16 protein-coding genes and 1 pseudogene are annotated in these 13835 nt (G+C 58.8%); 11 read left to right on the plus strand and 6 right to left on the minus strand.

Going from position 1 to position 13835, the window contains the following annotated elements; genetic code table 11:
* Positions 1-85 precede the first annotated feature (85 nt).
* Positions 86-367, plus strand: a complete 282-nt coding sequence (locus NL116_RS21210) for a hypothetical protein (RefSeq protein WP_494373892.1) — start codon at positions 86-88, stop codon at positions 365-367.
* Here the strand turns inward: NL116_RS21210 and NL116_RS21215 are convergent.
* Complete coding sequence (locus NL116_RS21215; RefSeq protein ID WP_494373893.1) at positions 354-926, minus strand: TetR/AcrR family transcriptional regulator; 573 nt, start codon at positions 924-926, stop codon at positions 354-356. The two genes, NL116_RS21210 and NL116_RS21215, sit on opposite strands and share 14 nt — an antisense overlap.
* 92 nt (positions 927-1018) lie before the next feature.
* On the opposite strand from NL116_RS21215, the gene NL116_RS21220 reads away from it, so the two are divergent.
* Positions 1019-1747, plus strand: coding sequence for an SDR family oxidoreductase (locus NL116_RS21220; protein WP_494373894.1), 729 nt, complete (start codon positions 1019-1021; stop codon positions 1745-1747).
* Positions 1748-1783: 36 nt separating this feature from the next.
* The gene (locus NL116_RS21225; protein ID WP_494373895.1) at positions 1784-2374 is read left to right on the plus strand and encodes a 2-hydroxychromene-2-carboxylate isomerase; all 591 of its coding nucleotides are present in this window, start codon (positions 1784-1786) and stop codon (positions 2372-2374) included.
* Here NL116_RS21225 and NL116_RS21230 read toward each other — a convergent pair.
* A complete protein-coding gene (locus NL116_RS21230; RefSeq protein WP_494373896.1) occupies positions 2371-3369 on the minus strand; it encodes a zinc-dependent alcohol dehydrogenase family protein in 999 nt (332 codons plus the stop codon). The genes NL116_RS21225 and NL116_RS21230 overlap by 4 nt on opposite strands.
* A 117-nt stretch (positions 3370-3486) precedes the next feature.
* Here NL116_RS21230 and NL116_RS21235 point away from each other — a divergent pair, with 117 nt between their 5' ends.
* Complete coding sequence (locus tag NL116_RS21235; RefSeq protein ID WP_494373897.1) at positions 3487-4395, plus strand: LysR family transcriptional regulator; 909 nt, start codon at positions 3487-3489, stop codon at positions 4393-4395.
* Here the strand turns inward: NL116_RS21235 and NL116_RS21240 are convergent.
* The 4 genes from NL116_RS21240 to NL116_RS21255 form a co-directional block, all read right to left on the minus strand.
* Positions 4388-6196 (minus strand): aminopeptidase P family protein, encoded by a 1809-nt coding sequence (locus NL116_RS21240; RefSeq protein ID WP_494373898.1) that lies wholly within the window; start codon positions 6194-6196, stop codon positions 4388-4390. The two genes, NL116_RS21235 and NL116_RS21240, sit on opposite strands and share 8 nt — an antisense overlap.
* Before the next feature lie 64 nt (positions 6197-6260).
* The gene (locus tag NL116_RS21245) at positions 6261-7418 is read right to left on the minus strand and encodes a cysteine desulfurase family protein (RefSeq protein ID WP_494373899.1); all 1158 of its coding nucleotides are present in this window, start codon (positions 7416-7418) and stop codon (positions 6261-6263) included.
* Positions 7419-7622: 204 nt separating this feature from the next.
* On the minus strand, positions 7623-8237 hold the full coding sequence (locus NL116_RS21250) for a LysE family translocator (RefSeq protein ID WP_494373900.1): 615 nt from the start codon (positions 8235-8237) through the stop codon (positions 7623-7625).
* Positions 8238-8339: 102 nt separating this feature from the next.
* Complete coding sequence (locus NL116_RS21255; protein ID WP_027925793.1) at positions 8340-8609, minus strand: hypothetical protein; 270 nt, start codon at positions 8607-8609, stop codon at positions 8340-8342.
* Positions 8610-9010: 401 nt separating this feature from the next.
* Here NL116_RS21255 and NL116_RS21260 point away from each other — a divergent pair.
* From NL116_RS21260 to NL116_RS21290, 7 genes and pseudogenes are all read left to right on the plus strand, one after another.
* Positions 9011-9121: pseudogene (locus NL116_RS21260) on the plus strand (acyl-CoA dehydrogenase family protein); the annotation flags it as partial.
* 24 nt (positions 9122-9145) lie between these two features.
* Entirely contained in the window at positions 9146-10249 is a 1104-nt protein-coding gene (locus tag NL116_RS21265) for a sigma-54 interaction domain-containing protein (protein ID WP_494373901.1), read from the plus strand.
* Between the two features lie 258 nt (positions 10250-10507).
* Positions 10508-10966 carry a VOC family protein gene (locus tag NL116_RS21270; protein WP_494373902.1) on the plus strand — a complete coding sequence of 153 codons (459 nt, stop codon included), beginning with the start codon at positions 10508-10510 and terminating at the stop codon, positions 10964-10966.
* Positions 10967-11221: 255 nt separating this feature from the next.
* The gene (locus NL116_RS21275; protein WP_494373903.1) at positions 11222-12400 is read left to right on the plus strand and encodes a PepSY-associated TM helix domain-containing protein; all 1179 of its coding nucleotides are present in this window, start codon (positions 11222-11224) and stop codon (positions 12398-12400) included.
* On the plus strand, positions 12397-12939 hold the full coding sequence (locus NL116_RS21280) for a PA2404 family protein (RefSeq protein WP_494373904.1): 543 nt from the start codon (positions 12397-12399) through the stop codon (positions 12937-12939). Before NL116_RS21275 ends, NL116_RS21280 begins: the two co-directional genes overlap by 4 nt.
* Complete coding sequence (locus NL116_RS21285; RefSeq protein ID WP_494373905.1) at positions 12936-13265, plus strand: hypothetical protein; 330 nt, start codon at positions 12936-12938, stop codon at positions 13263-13265. The genes NL116_RS21280 and NL116_RS21285 overlap by 4 nt, the downstream gene beginning before the upstream one ends.
* Positions 13262-13834 (plus strand): DUF6162 family protein, encoded by a 573-nt coding sequence (locus tag NL116_RS21290; protein ID WP_494373906.1) that lies wholly within the window; start codon positions 13262-13264, stop codon positions 13832-13834. The genes NL116_RS21285 and NL116_RS21290 overlap by 4 nt, the downstream gene beginning before the upstream one ends.
* Position 13835: the final 1 nt, after the last annotated feature.

The raw sequence follows: 13835 nt of genomic DNA on the forward strand, positions 1-13835 counted from the left end.
TCAGAATAGGGACATCAGAACGCTTCAGCGAAAGCGAATGCAGCCAGACCCGGGCACAAGATCCGGGAACGCTATAAGGACAGCAATGAAACGAATTTTGATATTGATCGCCGTACTTGCAGTTGCGGGCTGCGCGGCGACATCGCAAACATCAGTCAAGCATGGCAAGAAAGGGCTGCATATCAACTGTTCAGGACTCTCATCCTCGTGGGACAAGTGCTACACCAGCGCCGCCAACTCGTGCGCACCCAAGGGGTACAAGGTCATCGCCAAGTCGGGGGACGCGGTGGAAGAACCAGGTGATTATCCGTTCGGCCTCAACCCTGCCGGCTACACCAGCCGCAGCATGATCGTCATTTGCAAGTAGGTTGCTGCCGCCCGGCAATCTGGCGGCCGATCTCATCGTAGCTGGACTTCAACACATTACGCTGGATGTCTGGCGTCGCCAGCATCCGCGCGACCACCAAAGCACCAATGCATTGCGACAAAATGGCCCACGCCAGACTGTCGCTCTCCAGAATGCGTGCCCAACTTTCCTGTAGCCGACAAATCCAGCGCTCCGCCTGCTGGCGAACCATTACATCCGAACGAGCAATCTCCGCACCCAACGCGGGTAACGCGCAGCCGGATTCCGGATGCTCGACATGTGCCATGCTCAGGTAATGCTTGAGGCATCGATCAAGCTTTTCGCGCCCCTGATCGGCGCTTAATCGTTCCAGGCTTTGACACAGTTCACGCTCGACAATTGAGGCGAACAGTTCATCTTTCGACGAAAAATGGCTGTAGAAGGCCCCGCCGCTCAAGCCGATCGCCTTCATCAGACCGTCGACACCGACCGTGGAAAAACCAGACTTCTTGGCTGACACCGCACTGCTTTCCAGCAGCCTCTCTTTGGTTTCCAATTTGTGACTGGCCGAGTAGCGCATTGCCCTCTCCTCATGATTGATCATCTTGACGCGTGCCAAATCGTAGCATAACGTTCGTTTAGTTAACGATCGTTTAGCAAAGGGATCAACCCATGAATAACAAGAAGGTCGTACTGGTTATCGGTGCCGGTGATGCTACCGGCGGCGCCATTGCCAAGCGTTTTGCCCAGGAAGGCTACGTCGCCTGCGTCACCCGACGCAGCGCGGACAAACTGCAGCCGCTGGTCGACGCCATCAAAGCCAACGGCGGTGACGCCTACGGTTTTGCCTGCGATGCGCGCAAGGAAGAAAAGGTGATTGCGTTAGTCGAGCAGATCGAAAGTGAGATCGGCCCCATCGAAGCGTTTGTGTTCAATATCGGCGCGAATGTGCCCTGCAGCATTCTTGAAGAAACGGCCCGCAAATATTTCAAGATTTGGGAAATGGCCTGTTTTTCAGGTTTTCTCAATGCCCGTGAAGTCGCCAAGCGCATGGCCAAGCGTCAACGAGGCACTATCCTGTTCACTGGAGCCACCGCTGGCATGCGCGGTGCCGCGGGATTCGCAGCATTCGCTGGAGCCAAGCACGGCATTCGAGCCTTGGCCCAAAGCATGGCGCGTGAACTCGGCCCTATGAATATCCACGTTGCTCACGTCGTCGTCGACGGCGCTATCGATACCGACTTCATCCGTGAAAGCTTCCCGGAAAAGTACGCGACCAAGGATGAGGACGGCATTCTCAACCCTGAGCACATCGCCGAGAACTATTGGTACCTGCACAGCCAGCCACGGGACGCCTGGACGTTCGAGCTGGATTTACGGCCCTGGAGCGAACGCTGGTAAGCCGTCCCCTATAACAATAAACAGAGCGCACCGACGATGAGCAAAACCGTGGAGTTCTTTTTCGACCTCGGCAGCCCGGCCACCTACCTGGCCTATACCCAACTGCCCAAAATCTGTGAGCGAACCGGCAGCCAGCTGATTTACATGCCCATGTTGCTGGGTGGCGTCTTCAAGGCCACCGGTAACGCTTCGCCTGCAGTCATTCCGGCCAAGGGCCGCTACATGTTTCAAGATCTCGACCGCTATGCAAAACGCTATGGAGTGCCACTGAAATTCAATCCGCATTTCCCCATCAACACCTTGATGCTCATGCGCGCCGTGACCGGGATGCAGTTGCGTCATCCCGAACACTTCCTGGCGTTTATCGACTGCCTGTTCACCGCGCTCTGGGTCGACGGCCGCAGCCTCGATGATCCGGCGACTGTCGCCGCCGTGTTGACACAAAACGGCTTTGACCCCAATGAGGTGCTCGCCCTGACCGCCGACGAAGAGGTCAAAGCCGCCCTCAAGGACAATACCGAGACAGCCATACAGCGCGGTGTATTCGGCGCACCGAGCATGTTCGTCGGCAATCAGTTGTTCTTCGGCCAGGATCGGCTGGACTTCGTGGTTGAAGCCCTGAGTTAAATCTCGACTACCAACCGCCCCTGTGCACCTCCCGCAACGATTAATTCATGAGCGGCCTCGGCAGTTTCCAGCGTGAACGGCCGAGGATCGAGCAACGGTTTCAACTGACCCGCCTCAATCAGCCGCGTCGAATCCTGAAGAATCTGCCCGTGATGCTCACACCCCTTGCCAGTCAACAGCGGCAACAGCGTAAACACCCCGGAGTAGGTCGCCCCACGAAACGACAACGGTGCAAGGCTATGTTGCCCCCAGCCCAGACAGCTCACCACATGCCCTGCATAAACCCGAACTGCTTTGAATGAATCATCCAACACCCCACCGCCCACCGTGTCATAGACAACATCGAAACCCTCTCCCGAAGTGAACTCGGCCACATAGTCCTCCACCGAAGACATACGATAATCGATGAACGTTGCACCGAAGCTTTCAATAGTCCCCTTATGACCCGCCGAACCTGTCGCGAAAACTTCTGCACCGAAAGCCCGGGCAACTTGCACAGCCACGTGCCCGACACCACCCGCGCCACCGTGAATCAGCACTTTCTGTCCGGCCCGAACCCGCGCCCGATCAACCAGCCCTTCCCACGCTGTGATCAATACCAAGGGCAATCCTGCGGCCTCGCGCATGCTCAGATTTTTCGGTTTGTACGCCAGAAGCCGCGAATCAATCACCGCGAACTCCGCGAGAGAGCCCTGCGCACCACCAATTCCGGTCGCCATCGCATAAACCTCATCACCCGGTAACCATCCGCTGACACTCTCTCCTACTGCCTCAATAATCCCCGCGAGATCCATGCCTAACATCGCCGGCAATGGCTGACGCGCATGGGCTGCCTGTCCCGCACGAATCTTCGTATCCAGCGGGTTAACCCCGCTCGCCTTGATCCTCACCAACACCTGACCCGTTCCCGGCACAGGCCGCGGCATGGAAACCAAGCGCAAAGGCCCATTGGCCGAATCAACAATCAGAGCGCGCATTTCAAGTGAGTCAGTCATTTCTCTAATTCCCGTAAGAAGTGAATGTCAGACTTATCTTCATCCAGTTCACTCATGCCGATAAGACGCCATATCGCTATAGTGATCATGCCCATACGGCATCAATGAGCCCCCCCCGTGGACACACTCAACGCAATGGCTACTTTCGTCCGGGTCGTCGAACGTGGCAGCTTCTCGGCCGTTGCCCGGGAGATGCAGACCAGCCAGCCGACTATCAGCAAACTGTTAAGGGCGCTGGAAACCAGACTGGGCGCCAAGCTGATTACCCGCAGCACTCGTCAACTGACCCTGACCGATGAAGGCCAGCGGTACTACAACGAATGCCGACAAATCCTCGCAGCCGTGGACGCAGCGGAAGAGAGTTTCCGGTCGGGACGCGAATCCGTGGCTGGCCACCTGAAAATCGGTTCATCCGTGAGTTTCGGGCGTTTGCACATTGCACCGAGGGTCCCTGAGTTTCTCAAAACGCACCCTCAGATTCAGATTGACCTGCAACTCAGCGATCAAAATCAGGATCTGGTCAGTGAAGGACTGGACGTGACGTTCAGAATCGGCGAGTTAACCGACAGTGGCCTGATCGCGCGCCACATCGGCACCACCCACCGGGTAACGGTTGCAACGCCTGATTACCTCAAGCAACACGGCCTGCCCCACAGCCCGGAAGAACTCGGCGCGCACAATTGCCTGCAATTCAATTTGCTGAGCAGTCAGAACCTATGGAATTACGAAAGAGGCAAACAACGCCACGAAGTGCGTATCAGAGGAAATGCGCAAAGCAACAGCTCCGAGGCTATTCGCGAGATGGTGCTAGCGGGATTGGGCATTGCGCTGTCGCCGGTGTGGCTATTCAGCGAGGATTTGAAGGCCGGCCGCGTGCAGGCTATTTTGCAAGACTACACTGCTCAGTCGCTGCCGATTCACGCCGTGTCCCCGGCGAACCGTCGCCAATCCGCCAGGGTCAAAGCTTTCGTGGACTACATGAGTCAGGCGCTCGAACAAGCGCCTGAACTTCAACCCGTCAAATAGCCGCGGTGCGGGTATTCAACCACTCAAGGGCTGCGCCATCGAGCAACGGGCTCAAGCGCTCGCGCACTTCGGCGTGGTAGGCGTTGAACCACTGCTTCTCTTCCTGCGTCAGCAGCGACGGTTCCAGGCAACGCGTGTCGATCGGGCACAAAGTAAGGGTTTCGAACTTGAGGAATTCACCAAATTCGCTGGAGCCCGCCTCACGGTTCAACACCAGGTTCTCAATACGCACGCCCCAACGGCCCGGACGATAAGTGCCCGGTTCGATGGACGTGATCATGCCCGGTTGCATTGCGGTTTGCGGAGCCGCCGCAGCCTGATAGGCAATAACCTGCGGGCCTTCGTGAACGTTGAGGAAGTAGCCAACGCCATGGCCGGTGCCGTGACCGTAGTCAACGCTTTCAGCCCAGATCGGCGCGCGAGCAATGGCGTCGAGCAATGGTGACAGAATTCCCCGAGGGAATTGCGCACGGGACAGCGCGATCACGCCTTTGAGCACGCGCGTGCAATCGCGCTTCTGCTCGTCCGTTGGCGTGCCGACCGGCACCATTCGCGTGATGTCGGTGGTGCCCCCCAGGTATTGACCGCCGGAGTCGATCAGCAACAGACCGTCGCCCTCGATCACCGCGTGTTCTTCCTCGGTCGCGTGGTAGTGCGGCATCGCGCCATTGGCATTGAACGCGGCAATGGTGTTGAAGCTCAGCGACACGTAGCCGGGACGTCGGGTACGCGCGGCGGTCAAGTGTTCGTCGATGGTCAATTCGGTGATGCGCTCACGCCCCAAGGCCGAGTCCAGCCAAGTGAAGAATTCGCACAGCGCCGCGCCGTCCTGTTCCATGGCCTGACGAATATGCTCTGCATCGGCCAGGCTTTTCTGCGACTTGGCGAGCGTGGTCGGGTTCAGGCCTTCGACCAGTTTTACGCCGCTGTCGAGGTTATCCAGCAGACCGGCGGTAACACGCGCCGGATCGACTTGCAGGCTCGAGCCGCTCGGCACGGCGCGCAAGGCCGCAGCCACTTCGCTGTAATCGCGCAGGGTCACGCCATCTTGTTCGAGCGCCGAACGCAGTTCAGCGTCGACTTTGCTCAGGGCGACGAACAGGGTGGCCTGCTCCTGATTGATCAACGCGAAGGACACGAACACCGGGTTGAACGACACGTCGCCACCGCGCAGGTTGAACAACCAGGCGATGTCATCGAGGGTCGCGACAAAATGCCAGTCAGCGCCACGATCCTTCAGCACTTCGCGCAGCTTCGCCAGTTTTTCGCCCCGGCTGACCGTCGCCTGCGGTGGCAGATGCTGATAGATCGGTTCATTTGGCAATGTCGGGCGATCGCTCCAGACTTCGCTCAACAGATCGATGTCGGTACGCAGGCGAGCGCCGCGCTCTTGGAGTTTGCCACCCAGCGTACGCGCCGACGCCACGGCCATCACCGCACCGTCCACCGCGACGACGCCGCCTTCAGGGGTTTGCTCGGCCAGCCAATCCAATGGGCCAGGTTGACCCGGTTGCAGCTTGACCAGTTCGATGCCGCTTCCCTTGAGTTCCTTGGTCGCTTGCTCCCAATAACGGCTGTCGGCCCAGACGCCGGCAAAATCCGGGGTCACGATCAGCGTGCCGACCGAGCCATGGAAGCCCGATAGCCACTGCCGTCCCTGCCAGTAACCCGGCAAATATTCCGACAGGTGCGGATCGGCCGACGGCACCAGCAGGGCATGAATGCCTTCGCGGCTCATCAGTTCGCGGGTTTGCGCCAGGCGCTGTGGCACCGATCCATTGATCGAAGGCTGCGTACTCATCGTGTCTCCTGCTAATCACTTCAGCTTATTGTTGAGTGCCGATCTGAGTCGGCGCTTTAAGGCACTACTGCCAGAATGCCGGGGCACTGGCGCAGGCCGCTTTGATCAGTTCTACCGCTTGGTCGATATCTTGTTCGGTGGTGAACCGGCCGAGACTCAAGCGAATCGTGCGGCTCGCCGAGTGGGCGTCATGCCCCAGGGCCAGGAGCACATGGGATGGAACGTTGCTGGCGGAGTTGCAGGCTGAGGTCGCAGAAAAAGCGATCGACTGGCTCAACGCCGCCGAATTGAACGCACCTTCGCTGAACGTCAGGCTCAGGGTATGGGGAATGCGCTGGGCCGGGCTGCCATTGAGGCGAACACCAGGAAGGCTCAGCAACGGCGCAAGCATTCGTTCGCGCAAGCGCAGGATCGTGGCTTTCTCTTCGTCGAACACACCGGCGGCCAAGGCGAAAGCTGCGCCCATGGCTGCAATCTGATGAGTCGCCAGGGTGCCGGAGCGTAACCCGCCTTCATGACCACCGCCGTGAATCTGTGCCTGCAGGCGCTGCTGCGCGCGAGGGCCGACGTACAGCGCACCGATGCCTTTGGGGCCGTAGATCTTGTGCGCGGAAAACGACATCAGGTCCACCGCCAGGCGGGCCAGATCGATGGCCACTTTGCCCGCGCCCTGAGCGGCGTCGACATGAAACAACGCATCACGTGCACGCACGATGTCGCCGATGGCGGCGATATCGTTGACTGTGCCGAGTTCGTTGTTGACCAGCATCAGCGACACCAAGAAGGTGTCTTCGCGCATCGCTTCGCTGACCGCTTGCGCCGTGATCAACCCTTCGGCGTCAGGCACCAAGTACGTCACAGCAACGCCGGCGTCCTGCAATTGCTTCGCGGTGTCGAGAATCGCCTTGTGTTCGATCTGGCTGGTAATGATGTGCCCGCCGCTGACACCGCGAGCCTGCGCCACGCCCTTGAGCGCGAGGTTGTTGGATTCGGTGGCGCCGGAGGTCCAGACAATCTGCGCAGCCTGTGCGCCGACCAGTTCGGCGACTTGCTGCCGGGCGTGCTCGACCGACTGTCGGGCTTGCTGGCCATAGGCATGGGAACTGGACGCCGGGTTACCGAAATTGCCGGTGAGCCCCAGACACTCGACCATGACCTTGATGACCCGCTCATCCACCGGCGTGGTGGCGGCGTAATCGAAATACAACGGACGTATATTCATAAAAGACTCGCAGAGCGTGTTCCGGGATCAGGAAGCTCATGACGGAAACGTCGAGGCGCAGCCTTGTGAGCTGCGCCGATATTTCAGCACGTTAGAAATACCTGATCGGAAGCCGTTAAAGAAGAACAACTTCATTTAAAAGTGCGTAGGAACGCTCCTGAAGTCGAGCTTAACAGGCATCGGGCAACCGGTTGAAGCAATGCGTCAGCTAAAGCTTTCAAGAAGTAACGGATACATCGAAGCCACCAGCAACGCCGCCATGCCCCAATTGAACAGGCGCAACCAGCGGCGATCCTTCAACACATTGCGTAACAGCGTACCGCAACCGGCCCATACACCGACGCTCGGCAGGTTAATCACGGCAAACACTGCAGCGATGACGATCACGTTGGTGAAATAGCCCTGCATTGGCGTGTAGGTGCTGATGGCACCGATAGCCATGATCCACGCCTTGGGATTGACCCATTGAAACGCTGCTGCGCCCAAGTAAGTGATGGGTTTGCCTTCGCCCTGCTCGTTCTCGGAGACCGGACCTGAATGGGCAATTTTCCATGCCAGATACAGCAAATACGCCGCGCCGACGTAGCGCAGCACGGTGTAGAGCAATGGGTACGTTTGAAACACGGCGCCGAGGCCGAAACCGACGGCGACCACCAAGACAAAGAAGCCGCAAGTGATGCCCAGCATGTGAGGGATGGTGCGGTTGAAGCCGAAGTTTACGCCCGATGCCAGCAACATCGTGTTGTTGGGGCCAGGCGTTATCGAGGTGACAAGTGCAAACAGGGCGAAGCCCATCAGCAGATCGAGTGAAAGCGTCATGGCGGCAGTCCATCAAGGTCAGGCAAGTGTCACGACCCTATCGCACGCCGTGCGGGAAACCCATGGACAGTTAGGTGAAACTTCGATCGGTACAGTTTTCCATCAGCTTGGACGACCGTGAAGCTGCACGGCACGTTCGGCGTTCATCTCCCCCTGTTTATCGAAGCTGAACGACTTTTGCGGTTGACCGAGCAAGGCCGCTTTTTTCGCGTGATATTCCTCAAAAGACAGACCACGACGGTTCAAATCCTCTAGTGCCAATTCCTTGGATTCTTCGGCGGTGTAAGGCCGCAATTCCGGAGAAACATGACTGGCACAACCGGCAAGCACAGAGACCGCGAGCAGCAGAAAAGTGGCGATTAGAGGTTTCATTTTTGGCGTCCTGCATCTGGGTTCGGGGAATGAGCACAGGCTACTCGCGCGGTTTCACGGGCAGAAATCAACGCTCTCAATAGTGGCTATCGACTTTGACAAACACTCACGAGATCCCGACGACCTTATATTCCTTAAAGATCTATAAATATTTGTTTAATGTCTTTTACGACATATAAAACAGCCTTTATAACAACGCCATCGCGTCATGAACTGTTGCCGGAACAACTGTTTGCCCGGCAAGCGCCATCCCGCACACAGCACCGAAAACCGTACAACGTCGGCCAGGAAACATGCACACAGCCCCTGTAAACAGGGGCCCGAAGGATTGGTACAGCTCTTGCCCAACCCAAGAACTACTCACTGCTCCCCGAGCAACTGTCCCGGCGACTCGACCGCCATGGCGCACCCTGTGCACGCAAACCCTGCACGATCCGGTGGATGACAAACTTCATGAGCTGGGTGACTGGGCACTGAATCAGGCCCTGTCCGTTCCGACTTTCTATTCCTGACCTTCTCTTCATGGAGCGAACCCCATGCAACTGCTGACCTTAGCGCCCTCGCCCGCGTTGGCCACCTCGATCCGCGCCACAGCGCAGGTATTCGAAGACCCGAAATCCCAGGCCTTGCTTGCCCACCTGCAGCAAGTCGCGCCCAGTGAAGCCAGCGTGCTTATCATCGGTGAAACCGGTACTGGAAAGGAGCTGGTTGCGCGGCACATCCACAACCTCAGCGCACGGCGTAATCGGCCGTTTGTGGCGGTGAACTGCGGCGCCTTCTCCGAATCCCTGGTCGAAGCCGAACTGTTCGGTCACGAAAAAGGCGCGTTCACCGGCGCGTTGAGCGCCAAGGCTGGCTGGTTCGAGGAGGCCGATGGCGGCACGTTGTTCCTCGATGAAATCGGCGATTTGCCGATGGCCATTCAGGTCAAGCTGCTGCGCGTGTTGCAGGAGCGCGAAGTGGTTCGGCTCGGCTCGCGCAAAAGCATTCCAATCGACGTGCGTGTATTGGCCGCGACCAACGTACAACTGGAAAAAGCCATTAACGCCGGGCATTTTCGCGAAGACCTTTATTACCGCCTCGACGTGGTCAGTCTGGAGCTGAGCCCCTTGCGCGAACGGCCCGGCGACATCCTGCCGCTGACACGACATTTCGTCGACACCTATAGCCGGCGCCTCAGCTACGGCAGCATCACTCTCAGCAAAGAAGCCGAATTGAAACTGCGCAGCTACAGTTGGCCGGGCAACATCCGCGAACTGGAAAACGTCATCCACCATACCCTGCTGATCTGCCGCAACGGCGTGATCGAACGCGATGACCTGCGCCTGTCCAACATGCGCATCGAGCGCCAGGACGATTACCACACCCGCGTCGACGATTCCCCGGAAGCCCTGCTGGATCGAGCCTTTCAAAAACTCTTCGCAGAACAGGCCGGCGCGCTGCATGAAAAAATCGAAGACGCTTTGTTGCGCGCGGCTTATCGCTTCTGCCATTACAACCAGGTGCACACCGCCGCCCTGCTGGGCCTGAGCCGCAATGTGACGCGCACGCGGCTAATCAAGATTGGCGAACTGGCCGTGAACAAACGCCGGGTGATGGAGAATGTCCAAGGCGAGCGGGTGATGCAGTTGTCGATTTAACCCACCAAGCGGCAGTGCAGCGCAGTCGTGGCCGAGCGCCAGGCTGTGCAGCTCCTGGAACGAGCCGAACGTCACGGTCATCGCCTGATGGGGCGGAGACCTGGCGCGTGCGGTCGCGTTCGGGTGCGCTGTTGATGGCTGAACAGTGTGGCTGCTCGTCGGGTGCTCGGCTGCCAACACGACGCTGACCTATATTTAATCGGCCGGAAATCAACGCAGGACACTTTCCATTCACAACAACAAACAGGGAGATTCATCATGAGTGTCAAACCCATTCCAGAGGGTTATCACAGCATCACCCCGTATCTGGGTATTCAAAAAGCGGCCGAAGCGATCGAGTTTTACAAGAAGGCGTTTGGCGCCATCGAAGTCATGCGTCTGGCCATGCCTGATGGCGGTGTCGGGCATGCCGAACTGAGGATCGGCGACTGCCCCATCATGCTTGGTACACCGTGCGATCAGGGGCCGTTGAGCAACCCGGAGAAGTCGCCCTCAGTTGGCCTGCATCTGTATGTGACGGACGTGGACAAGTCTTATAAACAGGCGATTGATGCGGGCGGCACAGTGGTGTCCGAGGTCAAGGATCAGTTTTATGGCGACCGCTCCGGGACGTTGAAGGATCCGTATGGGCATTTGTGGTTCCTGGCCACGCGCAAGGAAGACCTGACTCAAGCGCAGATTGAACAGCGGGCGAAGGACATGTTTCAGCAGGGTTGAGAGCTTTGTCGCCACTTCTGGCCCCTTCGCAAGCGAAAGGGCCATTCTCAACACCGCAATAACCACAGCCAGTAACAGCTATCTGGCAATAAGAAACATTTACTTTCATCTCCCCCTTCGGGATTTCTGTCCCTCATCCGTCTTATAGAGATGCAGTCGGCGAGCGCACGCAACAGCCACCGCCGGCCTTTTCATGGACCTCATCGCTGGGAAGCCCGCAGCAGAGGTTCTCTCATCGATACAAGACCTTTAATCATGTCGAAGAAATCCCGTTCCAAACGCTGGTTTCTGGTCCATAGCTGGCTGGCATTGCCGATCTGGTTTTTTGTGCTGATTGTCTGTGTCACCGGCACATTGGCGGTGATCAGTCAGGAAATCGTCTGGCTGGCCAACCCGCAAATGCGCGCCAGCCAGCCGTCGGACGATGCGCCGTTGCTCAGCTACGACCAGATCATCGCGGCAATCAAACAGGCCGAGCCGGACACGCTGGTCGAATCCATCAGCCGCCCCGATGAATCGCACTTCGCCCTCGACGTCAGCGTCAGCTACCCCGACGGCCGCTCGGTAACGGTGTACGTCAACCCGTACAGCGGCGTCATTCAGGGCACCGCACCGGCCTTCGATTTCAAGGCGTTTACCCGCGCGTTGCACGGCTGGTGGCTGGTGCCGTTCACCAATGGCTACAGCTGGGGCTGGTACCTGGTGTCCTTCTTGAGCCTGCCGTTGCTGGCCTCGTTGGTCACCGGGCTGGTGGTCTATAAAAAATTCTGGAAAGGTTTTTTCCGACCGACCCTGCGCATTCGTCATGGCGCGCGGATTTTCTGGGGCGATTTTCATCGCCTCAGCGGTATCTGGTCGATCTGGTTCATAGCGGTGATTTCCGTTACCAGCACCTGGTTCCTGATTCAGGCGTTCATGTTCGATAACCAGGTCTCGATTTCCACCGCGCCAGTGGCCTTGGTGGTGCCGCGTGAGAATGTGCCGGTGACCAGCGATGGCGCACCCGCACCGACGATCAGCCTCGAAACCGCGATTGCCCAGGCCAAGAAACGCATTCCCGGTCTGGAAGACAGCTTCGTCAGCCTGCCCGCCAACGCCTACAGCTACCTCTCGGTGGGCGGGCGCAGTTGGTATCCGCTGATGTACCAGACGGCCGACATCAACCCGTACACCGGCGACGTCGCCGCCACGCGCCTGCTGTCGGATCGCACCGGACTGGAGCTGGTGACCGAGTCCATGCGCCCCTTGCACACCGGTGATTTCGGCGGGATCTGGATCAAGCTTGTCTGGTTCTTCTTCGGCTTGATCCTGAGCATGATGGTCCTCAGCGGCCTGCTGATCTGGACCAAACGCACCGCCCTCGCCACAGCCAACGCCCTCAAGCGCAGCCACAAACAGCCACGGGTGCACGCCGCGACGGAGGTCAGCCGATGAACGCGCACGCCAAGCAAATTCCGGACTCGACGCTGCGCCGCTTCTGGCTCAAATGGCGCTTCCATATCAACGTCCTGCTGTTGTTGGTGCCGCTGGGGTTCATGCCCAAATACTTCGCTGACGCGGCGCTGTTTCGCGGCGATACCGGGCTGGGTGAGCGGGAAATCGGGGAAGTCCAGGTCGGCCCCTGGAGCCTGCGTCTGGCTGAGCTGCGCAACGAAGCCCCGACACTCGATGGTCCAGCGGGCCACATGAAAAACTTCACCGCCGCGCTGTGCGAGCGCTGCCGCGATCAGGTCAAGGCGACTTACCTGCGCATCGGAAAACCACGCAGCCTGCGTGCTGCCGGGGTGATTTTCTTCGGCACGCCGCACCGCATGGGCGCCATGGTGCCAATACCGGAAAAGACCAAGGTTGACGCCGAACTGTGGATCACCATGGAAGGCTGGGACGGCACGATGCATCAGGCCGCCCTGCCCCTGAGTCAGGCATCGCCGGCCACCGTCGCGTGGCTGACCCAACAAGGAGGCAAACCATGATCAGTATTTTTCGCCCACTTCAAATCGCGTTGCTGGTGCTCTGCGCCGGTTTCAGCGCCAGCGCGCTGGCGCACAACCCGATGTGCGAGTGCAAAGCCGTCGATGCCGAACAGATCAAATGCACCGGCGGTTTCTCCGACGGCAGTGGCGCGCCGGGCGTGACCCTGGACGTGATCGGCTACGACGAAACCATTCTGGTGCCGGGCAAGCTCGGCGCCGATTCCACATTGACCTTCAAGAAACCCGGCGCGGAATTTTATGTGCTGTTCGACGCCGGTCCTGGCCACGTCGTCGAGATCGACCAAGCGGACATCGAAACCCCATGAGTACGCCCACCACACACGTCGTCCGTCCGGCCGGTGCCGGCCATGAAACCCTTTATGTGCTGTTGTTGTGCCTGATGATTCTGGCGGTCGCCGGTTCGGTGGTTGCCTGGCGCCACGAATCCCAGGCCGTGAGCAGCGTCGGCAGCCATCAACTGGATGCCCGCCGCGACTTGAGCGCGTCCGAGCAAGGGATCTATGCCGACCTGCGGGTGACGCTGGACGAGATTCACCTGCTGCAACAGGAACAGCAAACCCTGCCGACACCAGAAGCCCTCGCCAGGCAAGGTTTTGCACCCTTCGCCCAGGACGCCAGCTCCGTCAGCCGTGGCGCCCATCAATGGCAATTGCTGGACGCCAAGGCCTACTTCGGCCAGAGCCAGGCACCCGCCGTGGCCGGTTCGTTTTTGATGCGCCTGACCGCTGGCGACGAGGCACCGGACATCTGGCTGAACCGCACCGCCAACCTCAAAGCCCCGACCGACCTGACGGACGCCGCCCTCGAAAGCGCCGACTGGCAACTGATCGTCGCGCAATTCGATGCCGGTGTGACCCGCCAGCATCGGCACTGAA

The sequence above is a fragment of the Pseudomonas sp. FBCC-B1667 genome (assembly GCF_059133255.1).